Raw genomic sequence first — 15,833 nt, forward strand, 5'->3', positions numbered from 1 at the left:
CTATTTGTGCGTCCGGCCCATCGTGTGGTGGCGCGGACACTGACCGGGCGGCCGACTGGCCAGATCGGGCTCTAGGAATCCGGTTGGGCCCGCCCGCGGACGATGCGTATCCTCTCGGACCATGTGCTACCACGCGTTCAACGGTGCCTTCCGGCACTACGTGTGCATCGCGTGCCGGCTCTCCTTCAAAGGCACCACATGGCCGATCCGGAAGCGCATCTGTCCTGGCTGTCGTGAACAGCTCGTCTTCGCCGGCTACGACTTTGCTGCGCCCCGGCGACGCGACACGAAGGCATGGTCAGTTGTTGCGACTGTGCTCGCGGAGGGGCTGACCTACGATCACCACCCCGGCTGCGGCTGCTCACGGCTCCCCTCTTTCCGGCCCCGGACCCGAGCTCAGGTGCGTGTCCGGCGCCGCGCAGCCGAGCGGCTGGGCCTGCCTCTGTCGGTGACTCTCGCTCGACGCGACGCCTTCACCTCAGAGAGCCGCGACGAGCAACCGCCCTCTCCGTCGGCCGCGAAGCGCGATACGACCTGAGCGCCGCGGCGACGCGGCAAGCCGCGCTGGCCATGTGAGCGGTCAGGGCGTGGTTCGCCTTGAGAAGATCCCGCTGTGGCGGGAATGATCACGGCAGCGGAGCCGTCCTGGATACCCCCGTTCACCGGGCTGCGCTCGCGCGACTTTCGAAAGCTGGTCACGCTGTCGCGCCGAGAAGGCGCCGATCGAACTCGCCGCGGGCGTCCCTGGTCACTGCCGCTGGAAGAGCGGGTACTCCTGGTCACCGCGTACTGGCGGACCAACCTGACGTTGCGGCAGCTCGCCCCACTGTTCGGTATCTCCAAGTCATCCGCCGACCGGATAATCGGCCACATCGGGCCGCTGCTGGCACTCAAGCAGCGGCAGCGGTTCCACGCCGGCACCGTGCTCATCGTGGACGGCACACTGGTGCCTACCCGCGATCACAGCATCGCCGAGCAGTCCAAGAACTACAGGTACGCGACCAATCACCAAGTGGTCGTCGACGCTGACACACGGCTGGTCGTTGCGGTCGGACGACCAGTGCCGGGCAACCGCAACGACTGCAAGGCATGGGCAGAATCGGGTGCGAAGGCAGCCGTCGGCAGGACCACGACCATCGCCGACGGCGGCTACCAGGGCACTGGCCTGGTGGTCCCGCATCGTCGGCCCGCGGGCGGCGAACTGTGCGGATGGAAGCATGAGCACAACCGCTCCCACAAACAGGGCAGGGCTCGTGTAGAGCACGTCTTCGCGCGCATGAAGACCTGGAAGATCCTTCGCGACTGCCGACTCAAGGGTGACGGTGTCCACTACGCGATCTTGGGTATCGCCCACCTGCACAATCTTCGTCAGGCCCGCTGATCGGACGGCCGACCGGCAACCAGGAGCGCACAAGATCAATTGCGGGACAGCCCTTACTCCCTGAGTGTCGGCGTTCCGCCTCGATGCGCGCGATAGGGGCGCTGCTGCTGATGATGGCCGCGGCCCGGGGCAAAGGGCCGGAGAAACTTCCCCTCTTGCGAGTCTTCTTCCCGCTTCCCCCGGGAACGTTGCTGTGCTCATCGGTGTACTCGCGCCCGGTGTTGCGGCGGTCACGGCGTTTGGGAGCGGGTGGAGGTGATCACGATGGATGTGTAGGGCATGGTGGCGTGGCCGCCGAGCTTGTCGATCGCGGTCCCGGCGCTGTCCAGGACCTCCGCCATTTTGTCTGCGGGGAGTTGGGTGAGGCCGCCGAAGGTGGGGAGCTGGTCGAGCCACTCCTCTCGGGAGTAGGTGCGCTCCCAGGCGAAGCGCCACTGTTCGGGCTCGCTGAAGCTGCCAGTCTGCCGGATCCCGTCGGCGATTTTCGCGAACAGCGGCTGGTAGGCGTCCACGGCCGAGCCCCTGAGCAGGCCGGGGTTGAACGGGGAATCGGGGGCGACCCGTTGGAGTGCTTCTGCGAGGGCGTCGATCACCTCGGCCGGGAGCTGGGGGACGTGGTGGAAGGGGGCGAGTCGGCCGCCGGGCTTAAGCACCTGGGCCGCCTTGGCCGCGCCGGCGACGGGGCCCACCCAGTGCCAGGCGGTGCCGGCGATGACCGCGTCGAACTGCCGCCCGGCCGGCTGCCAGTCCTCGAACGTGGCGACCTCGACCTCGATACGGCTGCGTCGCGCGAAGGCGGCCATCCGCTCGTCGGGCTCGACACCGAGCACCGTGCAGCCGGCCGCCTGGAACTGCCGGGCCTCGATGCCGGTCCCGGCTCCGACGTCGAGGACGTGCCGGCCGGGGCTTGCCGCGACGATCCTGTCCACCAGGGCCTGGGGATACGGCGGTCGGGCGCGGTCGTAGCGTTCGGCGTCCACTCCGAACGACTCGGCTGTCTGCCGGTGGCGGTGGGGCTCGGGGCCGGACTCGGACGGCTGTCCCTGCGATAAAGTGGGCATGCGCCCACACTAGTGGGCGCATGCCCACTAGTTAAGGCAGAGCGGCGCGGAGAGGGAGACAATGCCGTCAGGGGTGCACATCCACAACGTGCGCGGTCAGCTGTTCGAAGCCGCCGAGCGTGTCCTGCTTCGGGACGGGCCCTACGCGTTGACCAGCCGGGCGGTCACGGAGGAGGCGAACTGCGCCAAGGGTGTGCTGCACCGGCACTTCACCGATTTCGACGCATTCCTGGCAGGACTGGTCCTCGACCGCGTCCGCGGCATCGAGGACCGGACCACGACTCTGCGCGCGGCCGCCGGCACCGGGAGCGTGGTGGACAACCTCGCCGACGCGCTGCAGGATCTGTTCGGGCCGGTCACGGTGGCGATCGTCGCGCTCATCACTTTCCGTGACGGCCTCCGTGCCCGGCTGCGCGAGGCCGGTCTGACCGGCATCCCACTCGCCATGCAGGGCACCGCCATGATCGCCGCATACCTCACCGCCGAGCGGGAGGCGGGGCGTCTGGCCGGTGACGCCGACATCGACACACTCGCCCCCACCCTCGTCGGGGCCGGGCACCTGCTATTCGCCGACCGGACAAGCGCCCCACCGCAGACCGCCGCCGTCCACAAGATGGTGACCACCGTCGTCGCCAGCGCCCTGCGACCACTCCCATCGTGACCTGAGCGCACAGGCCGCACGCCGCCGCCAGCGGCAGACAGCTCCCAGATGAATCGTACCGGGAGCAGCATGAGGCGCAGTCAGAAGCAAAGAGCGGAATAAGGGGGCGCTCTCTTCCCCCCGCACGCCCCGGTGTGAGCGCCCGCACCTTTCCGCCCGAGTCCCTCTTCACGCCAGAGATGCAGAGAATCCCGCCCCATCGGAGAGCCTGCCGTGCCGGAGAAAAGCGGCACTTCAGTGAGCGTTTTCAGAGTGGCCGCCGATGGGGTGATGGCGGCGAGGGTGCGACGCACGAGGCACCCGTGCCGTTGAGGGAGGTGTTCGACGTCTCAACTCATCAGCGCAGGTGCCTCGTTGGTTCCCTGTCCTGCCGAGCTCGATCTGCCTCATCGAGGGAGGCCAGAACCCCGACGACGCGCTGATGGTCCGGCGTCAGCGCCGCCACCCCCATGCCTTCACTCCCTGGCCGGCATCACCGTCCCCGGCACCGCCCCACCCCTCAACGACGGTGAGGGCGCCTCAACCCGCTGCCGGACCCACGTCCCCCTCACGATCCTCCGGCGAACCCACTGCCGACGACATCACCGAACCTCCACGACCGAGACGACATGTCTTGTCCTGTCGGCCACGGAACTCACGACGCCACGCCTGACCAGCGGAAAGTCAGCGATCCGATGGGGAAAGACAACGGCCTTTTAGAGATCGTCTCAGTTGGTCAACCTCCGGTAGCAGATGAGGGTCGCGGCGATGCCGGCGAAGGCGAGGAAGTGCTCGGCCTTGCGTTCGTAGCGGCGGTGAAGACGACGGCACCCGGACAGCCAGGCCACCGTCCGCTCCACGGTCCAGCGGTAACGGCCGAGACGCTGGGAAGATTCGATGCCCCTGCGCGCGATGCGCGGCGTGATGTTCCGAGAACGGAGCCATTTCCGCGGGTGGTCGTAGTCGTAGCCCTTGTCTCCGTGCAATTTGGCCGGACGGCGGCGACGCGGTCCACGGCGGGAGCGGATGGGCGCTATGCCTCGGACGAGGGGTTCGAGACCCTGGCTGTCGTGGGTGTTGGCAGCGGAGATGCCGATGGAGAGGGGCAGACCTGTCCGTTCTGTGATCAAGTGGATCTTCGAGCCTTTCTTGCCGTGATCAACAGGATTCGGGCCTGTCAGCTCCCCCCTTTGAGGGCTCGCATGTTCACGGAGTCGATCGCGCACCTCGACCAGTCCAGCTCCCCGCGGGCGCCGAGCTCGTCCAGCACCAGGCGGTGGAGCTTCGCCCACACCCGCGCCGCGGTCCACTCGGAGAACCGCCGGTGGACCGTCTGCCATGAGGCACCGAAGACAGGCGGCAGCTGCCGCCAGGTGCACCCTGACGTGGCGACAAAGATGATCGCGGCGAGCAACGCGCGATCGTCGATCCGTCGACGACCGCTGCCTTGCGGCCGCGTGGGGACCTGCGGTCTCACAGCCCGGGACAAATCCCATAGTCCCTCTGGCACCAGCCCCTCAACGAAGGCCATCGAGTACAGCCCCCTCCATCGGTGCCGGAGCCACCGAGGTGTCCGGAGCAATAGTCAAGACTTGTGGGTGGGGCCCTCCGACTCGGATGCGGTGATTTCGTCGGTCGCGAGCCGGGCTTCTTCGCGCAGCTCCGGGTCGGGGTGGTCGAGGAACGGCTCGATCAGCGGCCGGGCCCGCGGGTTGTGGGTGGCTCCCAGGATGTAGATCGTGTGGGCGAGGAGTTCAGGTTCCATCGTCGACAGAGCGGCCGCCAGCGGTTCGACGAGGTCCAGGGGCAGGTGGTGATGGTTGAACGCCTCGCTGATCGAGTTCAGAGCGGACTCGCGGACCCTGGCCACCGGTTCGTTGACGGCCAGGCTGACCAGGCGGGCGACGACCAGGCGGGCGGTGTCCGTGTCGAGTGCGGTGCCGCGCAGGAGGTCCCCGAGACCGCCAGCGGCGACATCCCGGCGGCTCGGATCGTGGTCGGTCAGCCCTTCGAGTGCCGCGAACATGTCGTTCATGCCGCCACCTCGGACCGCTCGACCAGGACGCCGTTCTCGAAGCGTGCGCCGGCGCGGACCAGGGGCACAAGGTGGGCGCCGGTGATCGCGCGCCATCGCGCCTGGGCGGACTCGACGAGCTTGAACACCATCGCGAGCGCGGCCGCCGGGCTGCCGGCACCGCGTGTGACCTTGGTTCGGAGCTTGACGGTGGAGAATGTCGACTCGATGGGGTTCGTGGTCCGCAAGTGGATCCAGTGTTCGGCCGGGAATTCGTAGAACGCGAGGAGTTCGTCCCGGTCTTCGGTGATCTTCGCGACGGCCTTGGGGAACTTCGCGCCGTAGGTCTTCGTGAACGCCTCGATCGCCTTCTCGGCGTGGCCGCGGTCCTCCGCGTTGTAGATCTCCTGCATTGCCTTCACCGCGCCGGGTTGCGCGGACTTGGGCAGGCAGTTGGTGACGTTGCGGGATTTGTGAACCCAGCACCTCTTCGGCCTGGCGGCTGGGAACACCTCGGCGAGCGCCCGCCAAAGGCCCATCGCGCCGTCGCCGATCACCAGCTCGGGGTCGCGCATGCCGCGTCGGCGGCAGTCCCGCAGCAGGTCGGCCCACGACTCGGTGGACTCCCGCAGGCCCTCAGCCAGGGCGATGAGCTCCTTGGTGCCGTCCAACCGGACGCCGAGCAGGACCAGGACACACGAGTGCGCCTGCCCGAGCCGGACCTTCGGGTGCACGCCGTCGGCCCACACGTAGACGAAGTCCCGGTCGGACAGGTCCCGGGTCTGGAAGACAGCGTGGTCGTCGCTCCACTGCCTGGTCAGCCGGGCGATGGTGGCCGGCGACAGGCCTGCGGCGCCGCCGAGAAACTGCTCCAGGGCGGGGACGAAGTCCCCGGAGGACAGTCCGTGCAGGTAGAGCAGCGGCAGCACCTCGGAGATCTTCGGGGACTTGCGGCACCACGGCGCGAGGATCTTCGAGGAGAACCGCTTGCGCTCGCCCGTGGCATCGTCGACGCGTCGGTCATTGACCCGCGGGGCCCTGACCTCAACCGGGCCGGCAGCGGTCACCACGGTGCGGGGCCGGTGGTGGCCGTTGCGGACCACCAGACGGTGCCCGCGCTCGTCGGTCTCGGCAGTCAACTCGGCTATGTACTGGTTGACTTCCGCCTCCAGCGCGGCGGCCAACATCCGCCGGGCACCCTCGCGGACGATCTCGTCGATCAGGGAGCCGGTCTCGGTGGAACCATCGGCATTCACTACGCTGAGCAAGGGCGTACCTTCCCGACCTGCGCTGCAACGCGGGTCTACTCGGTGACTTCTCGATCATCACCCTGGAAGGTACGCCCTTCACGTGCCCCCAGGAGCTGATCCACAAGTCCTGAGCATTGCTCCGGCATGTTCAACAATCCGCACTACGCCGCCCGCTGGGACGCCAAGCGCCAGGGGTACGCCCAGCACGGGATCCTTCCCGGCCCCGGCGGCGGCCCCTCCGTAATCCTGCTGGTCACCGACGACCGCGACGGAGTCTACGAGCCCGCCTGGGAGGCGGAGTTCAAGGCGCTCTAACGGAGCCAGTGCCCTCCACAACACCCGTCGCCGACCCCGGTCCTGACCCGGCTGATCGAGCTCAAAGCCACTTCGGGCCAATTGGATCTGTCCTTCGTACCAGCCCGCGCCGCAGACTGCCGCTGGTGATGTCGAAGAAGCTACGCGGGAGAGTGCAGGCATGACAGGGAGTTCCCTGAGCCACCAGTTCGGCGGGCATCCGCACGGGTCCGGTAACAGGCAGCCTCGTGTCGCCATCATGGATGTGGGGTTGGGCATGTTGGCCACAGCCGCAGCGGTTCGACGATTGCGTCCTGATGCCGATCTGGTGCTGGCTACCGATCCGGATGGCATGCCCTGGGGGGTGCGCTCCCCGGAGGATCTGCGAGGGCGGGCGCTGATGGTGGCTGAGTCGGCCTTTGCCTATGAACCGGACTTGTTGATCGTTGCCTGCAACACGGCGACTCTGCATGCTCTGCCTGCTATCAAGGAATACCTCGAGCCGAGAACGCGCGTGGTGGGGACGTTGCCCCCAGTCGAGGCCGCAGCCGCAGCGGGTGGTCCGCTGGCGGTGTGGGGCACCGCAACGGGGATCGGCAGCCCGCAACTGCGAGACCTCATAGAACAGTTCGCGGCAGGCTTATCGGTGACGCAGGTCGCATGCCATGGTCTGTCAGATGCGATCGAACGCGCAGACAGCGCAGCCTTGGCAGATGCCATCGCCACCGCTGTGGAACGTACTCCGGTCGATGTTCAGGCGGTTGCGCTCGCATGCACGCACTACGAACTGGTCGCTCCCCAGATCCACGCAGCTTTGCAGGCCGCAGGCAGAAGCGCGCCCGTTCTCCATGGTTCGGCGGCCCAGTTGGCTAACCAGGCCCTTGTTCTGTTGGGACTTCAGCCGGACCCAGGTGTGCCAACGACCGGGAGTCTGACGGTCTTGCGCAGTGGCCGGACGGAGTCTCTTCCCCAGGCTGCAGGCGCATACCTGGAGGGCCGCGTTTTGCAGTCATTCCCCGCTGTGGACACAGGCGTGGCCTGACGAGCCGTAGCTGCTGCGCCGGAGCCCCTTTTCCACAACTGGTCAGTTGATCCTGCTGGAGTTGGTGTGAAGCTTGCAGAGCAGGTGAGCGAACACGAGGGCGTACGTTCTGACAGCTATCGCTGGGTGGTTCTCGCGATTGCTACGTTCACCCAGGCTTGTGCTTGCTTCTTCGTCCAGGGCATCGGGTCGATCACCGTCGTCCTGCAGCGTGATCTGCATCTGAACACGACGCAGATCGGGCTGCTGGTGACTTCCGCGCAGCTGATTCCACTGGCGGGACTGCTGGTGGCGGGCGAGCTGCTGGACCGCTATCCCGAACGGTGGGTAGTGGGCGGAGGCAGTGTCATCGTGGCCCTTGGACTTTTGGCTGCGGGCTTGGCGCCCGGGTATGGGTGGCTGCTGGTGTTCTTGCTGATAGTGGGAGCGGGTTACAGCACTGCTCAACCCGGGGGGAGCAAGTCGGTGGCGTCGTGGTTCGCTCCCTCGCAGCGCGGGTTCGCGATGGGCATCCGTCAGGCCGGCTTGCCTTTGGGCGGTGCGCTGGCGGCGGCGACTCTCCCATGGCTGGCGAACTCTTACGGCTGGCGGGCCCCGCTGGTGGGCTCAGGAGCGCTGGCACTGGTCGGCGGTGCAGTCTTCATGGGGTTCTACCGCTCACCCGCTGTTTCCTCGACGCCCTCAAGGGACGGTCGCTCGGTTCGTGCGCAGGTCGCGGCGCGTCTGGACGTGGCCCGCACACCGGAGATGGTCACCATCATGCTGTCCGGAGTGGCCATGACGTCGGTGCAGTACGGGCTGCTGCTGCTGACGGAGCTTTACCTGCATGCAACGGCATCGGTGACCGCAGGCGGTGCTGCTTCCTATCTGTTAGTGGCCCTCAGCTTCGGTGTCGTCGGGCGGATCACGCTGGCAGCCTGGAGCGATCGCTCCTCCAGCCGGTCCGTACCCGTCCTGACGTGTATGAGTTGCGCGATCGCTGGTCTGGTGGCCCTGGCATGGGTGCCGTTGCATTCCGGGCTCGTGATCGGTTGCCTGATGGCCTGGCTCGGGTTCTTCGGGTTCGGCTGGTACGGGCCTTGGGTGGCCTACGTGGCGGACTGCGCACCCCCGGGCAAGTCCGGCTTCGCGCTGGGGTGGGCGATGGCGGTCAACCAGATTGCCGTGATCCTGGTGGCGCCGGCCCTTGGGTTGGTGAGAGACACAACCGGGAGTTTCACTCCCGACTGGACCGCCCTGTCCCTGCTCGCTCTTACTGCCCTGGGCGCGATCGGCTGGAAGAGCCGAACCCGCAGACCCGCCTGATCGGCTTCAGCGGTCTCACACATCGCCGAGGAACCCGTACGCCTGTGCGCCTGCCGTTGCCATCCAGGGCCCTCTGGAGGGAAGTTGACTGACCGAAACCGCCCGCCGTCCACCGCAGGTACCAAACGGAGCCTGGGGAGCAAGCAACTTTCTGCCCTGCTCCCGCAGTCCTCTGAGCGCGAACTCTCCTATCGGATGCTGGCCGATGCCATCGGCCGGCTCATCCTGGACGGACAGATCGCCCTGCGGGTCCGACTGCCGTCAGAACGCGGTCTCGCGGTTGTCCTCGGTATAAGCCGCACCACTGTCACAGCTGCCTACAACCGCCTGCGGGAGGCCGGGTTCGCGCACAGTCAGCGCGGCTCGGGTACGTGGACAGCCCTGCCCAGCGGCCGGACGCTGGCAAATATCGCCCGCACCGTCGCAATCGACGGTGCCACGATCGATCTCGCTCGCGCCGCGCCAGGTCTATCGGACGATGTCATCGCCCAGGCTCTGATCGCGGTGACACCGGATCTGGCCGCCCACGCCCGCACCCCGGGCTATCACCCGCACGGCCTGCTCGAACTCCGCGAAGCCATCGCCGCGCACTACACCGTGCGAGGTCTTGCCACCACCCCCGAGCAGATCCTTGTCACCAGCGGCGCTCAGCATGCACTCACCCTTGTCCTCTCGCTCCTCTGCGGTCCAGGCGACCGCGTTCTCATCGAAACTCCTTCCTACCCCAACGCACTTGAGGCCCTGCGCCGGCACCGGTTGCGCCCGGTGTCGGTGCCGGTCGGCGACCATGGTTGGGATACCGGTGTCCTGGACGCCACGCTGCGACAAAGCGTCCCCCATCTGGCTTACCTGATCCCCGATTTCCACAACCCCACGGGCCTGTTAATGCCCGACGCGACACGCGCCCATCTCCTGCACGTTGCGCAGCACACCGGCACCTGGCTCGTCATCGACGAAACCCTGGCCGAAGTCGCCCTCGATGTTCCGCCGCCCGTACCGTTCGCGTCGCACGCTCCCCCTCGCGATGCTTCACGCGTCATCACTCTCGGGTCGATGAGCAAGACCTATTGGGGCGGGCTGCGCATCGGCTGGCTGCGTGCCCCCTCCGACCTGGTCGACGAACTCGCCTCGGAAAGGATCGCCAATGATCTCGGCGGTTCTGTCCTCGACCAGCTCATGGCCCTGCATCTGCTCAAACAGGCAAGAACACTGCTGCCGCCCCGCTTGGAGCAACTCCGCCTCCAACGAGACGCCCTGAACGCCGCACTCGCCACGCACCTGCCCGAGTGGTCCTGGCATCTTCCCCCAGGCGGCCTGTCCCTATGGGTAGACCTCGGCCATCCGATTGCCAGCACCATCGCCGGACAAGCCCGCGACCGCGGCATCCGCATCGAGAGCGGCTCCTGTTTCTCCATCGACCCTGGTGTTTGCGAAACCCGTCTGCGTATTCCCTACACCCTGTCCCCTGCTGTATTGAACGATGCGGCCGAACGCCTTGGTGCAGCAGTCGCAGAGGGCGGTACCAACCCGCCGCCGCGCCGCCGACCGCAATGGATTGCCTGAAGGCATGAATGGTCCCCAGCAGTCCGCTGACCCGGCTGCTGGGGTGAGGTGCGCAGGTAGGCGTGGCCGCGCTCGGCGTAATGAAGCGGATAGGTTCCCAGCGACTATCGCGGCACGTGATCAGACGGTTGTTGCGGTGAGCCCGCTGGTGACCGCCGGTCCGGGTCCTGCGGAGCGGTAACCGGGTTCGGTGACGAAGTGAGGCAAGGGTTTCCGTGCTGCAGACCGACAGGAGCCGCGCCTTGGGGGCAGGTGGGGCGGCCGTACGCGTTGCGGACATGTCCGGCCGGCAGCCGTCGCAGAAGCACAAGGCTCGGCGTAGCCGGTGGTGAGGTCGCCTTCGAAGTGCCTGGGATCCTGGATCGGCTGCTTCCACTGACCGCTGTCTGGTCAGCGTGCCGCGGCCGACGAGTACGAGTGGGGCAGTTCCTGATTCTTACGGGCCGGCGGCTACGCCGGGAGCGAGTTGCTGGGCCGCTAACCAGATCTAGCGCGGTGGCGGTCGGCCGCACGGGCACGGGGACCGACATGATCTGCCGATGTTTGTTCAACTGCCGCGATACGCAGTTGAACAAACCGCTGTCAGGAACCAGCCATGGTTGATCGTGGATCGGGCACCGGTCATGCTGTTCTTCCAGTCTCTTCTGGAATCGCACATCGAAGAGAACCGAATCGAACACTAGACGAATTTTTATGAGGCATCCCCGAAATGACAATTCTTGGCATATCGCACATAGAGCTGTACACACAAAGGGCTTCTACCAATATCGCCTTTTTGATGTCCCGCCTCGGGTTCACACGGGTCGCTGACGTGGTTGAGGTCGACGGGAGCTCCGTTCTTCTCAGACGCGGCCAGGCCCATGTGATCGTGACTTCAGGCTGGGCGGCAGCTCAACCGGCGCGTCAGCCCGGTCCGGTGGTGGCGGGCATCGCCCTGCAGTGTGAAGACGTACACGAAACTGCCAGCGCAGCTGCCGCTTGCGGTGCCATGGTCGAATCGGGTTCACGTGGTCAGGTCATCGTGCGGACGGGCGGGATACATCACACACTCACGCTGGAAGGCCCTGAGGCAGCCCTCTCCCTGGGTCAGCGCAACTGGATACCGCATCCCCACGCCGTGGAGCAGGCGGCCCAGGCCCACATAGGCGGTATAGAACTGGATCTCGGCGGGGATGAGTTCGATATTTACTCCGCCCTGTGCGAGAAAGCCTTCACCATGACAAAAATTGACTCGCCTATCAATGGTTACCGAAGGCTCCGCTTTTACACCAGCGGAGCGGACCAGATCGAGTTCACTGTCACAGACCGCCGTTCATCGGCAGCGGGATCCAGTTCCGGCGTGACGGGGATATATTTCCTCTCCGGAGGAACATCTCCGGGAATCCAGGAAGACAGCAGGCAGGGGCTGTTGTTCGTTTCCGGTTCCATGGTGCTGGCACCAACAGTCAGCAACTGCGCGGCTGTGCTGAATTCAATGCAGAAGTGAGCGCTTCAACGTCCCGTATGCGGGTGGAGGCGGCTGTCGCAATTAACGTTAAGCGGTTGGTCTGGACTGTACCGGCGGAGGATCCGCCAGAATTTCGGCCATGCCGGGCAACGTGGCGAGGCTGAGCAGTGGACAGGGACTTCACGCTGAGATGCGCCAGGCGCACACGCTTCCGGTGCAAGGCCAGCCACGTTGGGCTCAGTTTTTCCGTCATCACCCTTGTAACGGGGAATGAGTTCTGGCCTGCCGCGGCCCCCTTCCCTCCCGTGCGGGTCCCCACATCCAAGCCTGTGCAACGGTCCTTCTCAGCCAGTCCGGACCGGCCTGTGCGGGATTCCGGGCCGGTTTTAGCCCGGCTGGCAACCATCGCCGCATGACTGGCTGTTAGCAGCTCTAGACAGATGGCAACGATGGCACGACCATGAATGCTGCGCACATCGACTGACGTATGCCCTAGACGTATTCACAGTAAGCCGGATGCAACCGCCGAGAACGCACGTGGGCTGCCGGGACAGCCGGACCGCTCGGTGCAATGCCGTCGGAGCCGACTGACACTTGTTGTGTTCCTGTCGCGAGCAGCAAAACATGTCCTATTTGTGAAAAATGACCCCAAGGGGGAAGGATGTCTCAACCTGATGTTGAGACAGACGTTCCAGCACCACAGTTCGGACCAGCAGCGCGAAGAAGACCGGCCAGCAAATCCACATTGCCGACTGGCAGAGCACCGACAGCTTTCGTACCGGTCACGTCAGTTCTGCCCGGGGAGTCACCACGCTTGCGGGGGATCGACCAGGAGCACCTCAACAGGCTGGTGGAAGTGGAGGAACCTTTCCCTCCTATCGTGGTGCATCGGGTGGGCATGCAAGTGATTGACGGCATGCACCGTCTCCTGGCGGCCGTTGCGAAGGGCCTTGACGTCATCGAGGTGGAGTTCTTCGACGGGTCACCAGAAGACGCCTTCCTGCGTGCGGTCGAGAACAACGTCGCGCACGGCCTCCCCCTCTCACTCGCGGACCGGCGGGCGGCCGCAGCTCGGATCATCGCCTCCCACCCCCAGATGTCGGACCGTGCTGTCGCGGCGGCCTCCGGGCTCGGCGCGAAGTCGGTTGCCGCGATCCGCCGGCGCTTACCTGCCCCTGGACAGCCGCTGAACGCACGCGTCGGGCGCGACGGCCGGATGCGCCCCGTGAACAGCACTCAAGGACGGCTGCGCGCCGCTCAGGTACTCAAGGAAAAGCCCGACGCCCCGGTACGTGAGCTGGCACGGATTGCCGGCATTTCTCCTACGACAGCAAGCGACGTGCGCCGCCGCGTCCGAGCTGGTGAAGTGCCTGTCCCGGAGAGACAACCGCCCACCCCTGCGCAGCCGGATCCGATGCCGCCATCTGAAGGCGGGGCTCCTTCCGCGGATGAGCCCAGCAGTCTTGTGCTCGAAAAACTCACGACCCCACCACCGGCCAGCCCCTGGTCCTGCGCACCACCACCGGCACCGAGGCGTACTACATCATCGACGGCTTCGGATCCCCCGTGGAATTCATCAACCAGTCCACGGTCACCTCCACCGTCTACCAGTACGACCCCTACGGCGCCTACCAGACCACCACCGCCACCGGCTCCGCCGCAGCCCAGAACCCCTACCGCTTCGTCGGCGGGACCTACGACCGCACCACCGGCTGGATCAAATACGGCCAGCGCTGGTACAACCCCACCACCGGCCGCTTCACCAGCCAGGATGCACACTCCTTCCTCGCCGACCCGGCCCAGGGAAACCGCTACGCCTACGCCGGGGACGACCCCATCAACAACGTCGATCCGACCGGCGAGGTGCCCTGGTCGAAATACGCGACGTCCTGCTTCAAGGGTGGAGCTCAAGGAGCGCTCGTCGCAGGACTCACAGGAACCGCCACCACGGGAATCGGCCTCGCCACTGAGGCCGCGACCGGCTGCGCCATCGATACAGGGCTGGACATCGTGGGCGACTACGGGCCCAGCGGTTCCGGCGACGCCTCCGAAGCCGTGAGCTTCCTCAACGACGCAAAGGACGCCTTCAAACTAGGGGCAAGCCTGTTCTGACCTGGTACGCCTGGGGGCCGGGTACCCTTGCCCGGCCCCTGAACCGAAAGGAACCCGGTGAATATCTTCGTCTGGCTCGTCATCGTGGTGGTTGTCGCCGCCCTCATAGCATTCCAACTTTTCATGCGAACCGGAGGTATGCAAAAATACAGGAAACGGAGGGGCAAAAAGTGGTGACCGATAGCACGGCAATCAGCTCCGGGCAGGGGACCGAACCCCAGGCGTATTATTTGGCTTTCAGCGGGGCCGTTCTGGGAATAACCGTGCTCGTAGTTGCCCTAGTGGCTTTCTTCTATTTTCTTATCGTTCTACTCACTCGAAAGCGCTAGGAGAACCAAGCCGTATCGGGAGGGGCCGGAGCCACCGTCAAATGCGCGAAAAACGCGCTGCGCAGCTCGTAGTCAGTCAGCCACCAGGAGGAGCAGTGAGAACCTACAGGACCAGAGTCGTTGCGTGGTTCGCATCTGTGGCTGTGGCCATAGTGGCTATGTTCCTGTTCGTCCCCTGGGCCCAGGACGAGCTCAGCAAGCCGCTCCGCGTCACTATCGCAATCGTCCTCCTTGTTGCAATCCTGGCATCGCTGATCTGGGTCAGCCGAGGACAACGCAACAAGAAATGACCGGGAGCATTGATCTATGAGGGAAGCGGGAAATTTCATTTCCCGCTTCCCTCATATTAAAGAAAATAGCAGATCGAACCCTTCTGTTTTCATCAGAGGTGGCGAGAAGGCCAATATGCCGACCTCGCCCGGCGGCCGACTCTTCAGCCGCCGCCCTGGGACTCGCCGCTGTCAGTGAGCCTTTTCCATCATGGGTTTGAGCTGGTCAGATGCAGGGTGAGGACGGCTTGGATGAGGCTGGTGATCCGGGTGGTGGAGCACCGGAGTTTGCGCAGGAGTCGCCAGTTCTTGAGGGTCGCCATGGCCTGCTCGACGAGGGCGCGGATTTTCGCGTGGGAGCGGTTCACCGCCTGCTGACCGGCAGAGAGGGTCTCCCATCGTCCCCGGTACGGGATGCGGACGGTTCCGCCGGCGCCGCGGTAGCCCTTGTCGGCCCAGCAGGGGATGTCGGCCTGGGCGAGGGCGTCGATGATGCCGTGTTCGCGGGCTGCTCGGATGTCGTGGACGGCGCCGGGCAGGGTCGGTGAGGCCCACAGCAGTCGGCCGGACGGATCGGTGAGGACCTGCACGTTCATGCCGTGTTTGTTGTGCTTCCCGGAGTAGAAGGGCCGGTCCGCGGCGATGCGGTCGATGGGCAGGAGCGTGCCGTCCAGGAGGACGAACGCCTTCGTCGACGCGGCGCGCACGGCATCGGCCAGGGTGGGTGCGAGGGCGGCCAGGGAGTCCACGGCCTCGGTGACGTAGCGGTATGCCGTCGTGGTCCCGATTTCGAACCCGGCCGCGAGCTGGGCATACGGATGGCCGTTGCGGAGATGGACGAGAGTGAGCAGGGCCTGGCGGCCGGCACTCAGGCGCCGCCAGCGGGTGCCGAGCTCCCGGCGGCGCTGACGGAGCTTGGCGGACAGGAAGCGCAGGGCAGAACTGGACACGTCGACGCCCGACGGGTAGACAAGCACACGAAGCCTCTGGTGGAGACGGATTTCTTGGTCGAAAACCCATCTACCAGGGGCTTCGCCACGTTGTCACCCCAACTGCACGCGCCCACCGGCAGGTTGGAAAAGGCTCAGTGACGGTGTTTTTCCGCACCTCGGACAGTTGCGCTGGA

The 15,833-nt window shown here is 65.8% G+C and carries 13 protein-coding genes; 8 read left to right on the forward strand and 5 right to left on the reverse strand.

Features of this window, described 5'->3' with window-relative positions:
• The first annotated feature begins 613 nt into the window (after positions 1 to 613).
• Complete coding sequence (locus ABZX65_RS22530; RefSeq protein WP_355342759.1) at positions 614 to 1,381, forward strand: transposase; 768 nt, start codon at positions 614 to 616, stop codon at positions 1,379 to 1,381.
• A gap of 230 nt (positions 1,382 to 1,611) precedes the next feature.
• Here ABZX65_RS22530 and ABZX65_RS22535 read toward each other — a convergent pair whose 3' ends face one another.
• Complete coding sequence (locus tag ABZX65_RS22535; protein WP_355342762.1) at positions 1,612 to 2,442, reverse strand: class I SAM-dependent methyltransferase; 831 nt, start codon at positions 2,440 to 2,442, stop codon at positions 1,612 to 1,614.
• A gap of 73 nt (positions 2,443 to 2,515) precedes the next feature.
• Here ABZX65_RS22535 and ABZX65_RS22540 point away from each other — a divergent pair, with 73 nt between their 5' ends.
• Positions 2,516 to 3,103 (forward strand): TetR family transcriptional regulator, encoded by a 588-nt coding sequence (locus ABZX65_RS22540; protein ID WP_355342765.1) that lies wholly within the window; start codon positions 2,516 to 2,518, stop codon positions 3,101 to 3,103.
• A 707-nt stretch (positions 3,104 to 3,810) separates the two neighbouring features.
• Here the strand turns inward: ABZX65_RS22540 and ABZX65_RS22545 are convergent.
• The 3 genes from ABZX65_RS22545 to ABZX65_RS22555 form a co-directional block, all read right to left on the reverse strand.
• Positions 3,811 to 4,613, reverse strand: a protein-coding gene (locus tag ABZX65_RS22545; RefSeq protein WP_355342768.1) for an IS5 family transposase whose coding sequence is annotated in 2 segments (ribosomal slippage) — positions 3,811 to 4,269 and positions 4,272 to 4,613 — 801 coding nt in all. Because the reading frame shifts where the segments join, the coding sequence is not laid out codon by codon here.
• Between the two features lie 54 nt (positions 4,614 to 4,667).
• Positions 4,668 to 5,117, reverse strand: a complete 450-nt coding sequence (locus ABZX65_RS22550; RefSeq protein WP_355342771.1) for a HEAT repeat domain-containing protein — start codon at positions 5,115 to 5,117, stop codon at positions 4,668 to 4,670.
• On the reverse strand, positions 5,114 to 6,364 hold the full coding sequence (locus ABZX65_RS22555) for an IS256 family transposase (protein ID WP_355342774.1): 1,251 nt from the start codon (positions 6,362 to 6,364) through the stop codon (positions 5,114 to 5,116). The genes ABZX65_RS22550 and ABZX65_RS22555 overlap by 4 nt, the downstream gene beginning before the upstream one ends.
• Before the next feature lie 126 nt (positions 6,365 to 6,490).
• Between ABZX65_RS22555 and ABZX65_RS22560 the strand changes: the two genes are divergently transcribed.
• From ABZX65_RS22560 to ABZX65_RS22585, 6 genes are all read left to right on the forward strand, one after another.
• On the forward strand, positions 6,491 to 6,661 hold the full coding sequence (locus tag ABZX65_RS22560) for a hypothetical protein (RefSeq protein ID WP_355342777.1): 171 nt from the start codon (positions 6,491 to 6,493) through the stop codon (positions 6,659 to 6,661).
• A gap of 160 nt (positions 6,662 to 6,821) precedes the next feature.
• Entirely contained in the window at positions 6,822 to 7,682 is an 861-nt protein-coding gene (locus ABZX65_RS22565) for an aspartate/glutamate racemase family protein (protein WP_355342780.1), read from the forward strand.
• 66 nt (positions 7,683 to 7,748) lie between these two features.
• Positions 7,749 to 8,987: an MFS transporter gene (locus ABZX65_RS22570; RefSeq protein WP_355342783.1), complete on the forward strand. Its 1,239-nt coding sequence runs from the start codon at positions 7,749 to 7,751 to the stop codon at positions 8,985 to 8,987.
• A gap of 195 nt (positions 8,988 to 9,182) precedes the next feature.
• Positions 9,183 to 10,550 carry a PLP-dependent aminotransferase family protein gene (locus ABZX65_RS22575; protein WP_355342785.1) on the forward strand — a complete coding sequence of 456 codons (1,368 nt, stop codon included), beginning with the start codon at positions 9,183 to 9,185 and terminating at the stop codon, positions 10,548 to 10,550.
• 709 nt (positions 10,551 to 11,259) lie between these two features.
• Positions 11,260 to 12,036: a VOC family protein gene (locus tag ABZX65_RS22580; protein WP_355342788.1), complete on the forward strand. Its 777-nt coding sequence runs from the start codon at positions 11,260 to 11,262 to the stop codon at positions 12,034 to 12,036.
• 1,527 nt (positions 12,037 to 13,563) lie between these two features.
• Positions 13,564 to 14,109, forward strand: a complete 546-nt coding sequence (locus tag ABZX65_RS22585) for an RHS repeat-associated core domain-containing protein (RefSeq protein WP_355342791.1) — start codon at positions 13,564 to 13,566, stop codon at positions 14,107 to 14,109.
• Between the two features lie 807 nt (positions 14,110 to 14,916).
• Here ABZX65_RS22585 and ABZX65_RS22590 read toward each other — a convergent pair.
• Entirely contained in the window at positions 14,917 to 15,684 is a 768-nt protein-coding gene (locus ABZX65_RS22590; RefSeq protein ID WP_355342794.1) for an IS5 family transposase, read from the reverse strand.
• Positions 15,685 to 15,833: the final 149 nt, after the last annotated feature.

This window comes from Streptomyces sp. NPDC003300 (assembly GCF_040610915.1).
Taxonomy (GTDB): domain Bacteria; phylum Actinomycetota; class Actinomycetes; order Streptomycetales; family Streptomycetaceae; genus Actinacidiphila.

Coding starts and splice junctions, on each gene's coding strand:
- ABZX65_RS22580 (WP_355342788.1), top strand. CDS start 11,260: ATGACAATTCTTGGCATATCGCACATAGAGCTGTACACACAAAGGGCT.
- ABZX65_RS22575 (WP_355342785.1), top strand. CDS start 9,183: ATGCTGGCCGATGCCATCGGCCGGCTCATCCTGGACGGACAGATCGCC.
- ABZX65_RS22535 (WP_355342762.1), bottom strand. CDS start 2,442: ATGCCCACTTTATCGCAGGGACAGCCGTCCGAGTCCGGCCCCGAGCCC.
- ABZX65_RS22565 (WP_355342780.1), top strand. CDS start 6,822: ATGACAGGGAGTTCCCTGAGCCACCAGTTCGGCGGGCATCCGCACGGG.
- ABZX65_RS22550 (WP_355342771.1), bottom strand. CDS start 5,117: ATGAACGACATGTTCGCGGCACTCGAAGGGCTGACCGACCACGATCCG.
- ABZX65_RS22560 (WP_355342777.1), top strand. CDS start 6,491: ATGTTCAACAATCCGCACTACGCCGCCCGCTGGGACGCCAAGCGCCAG.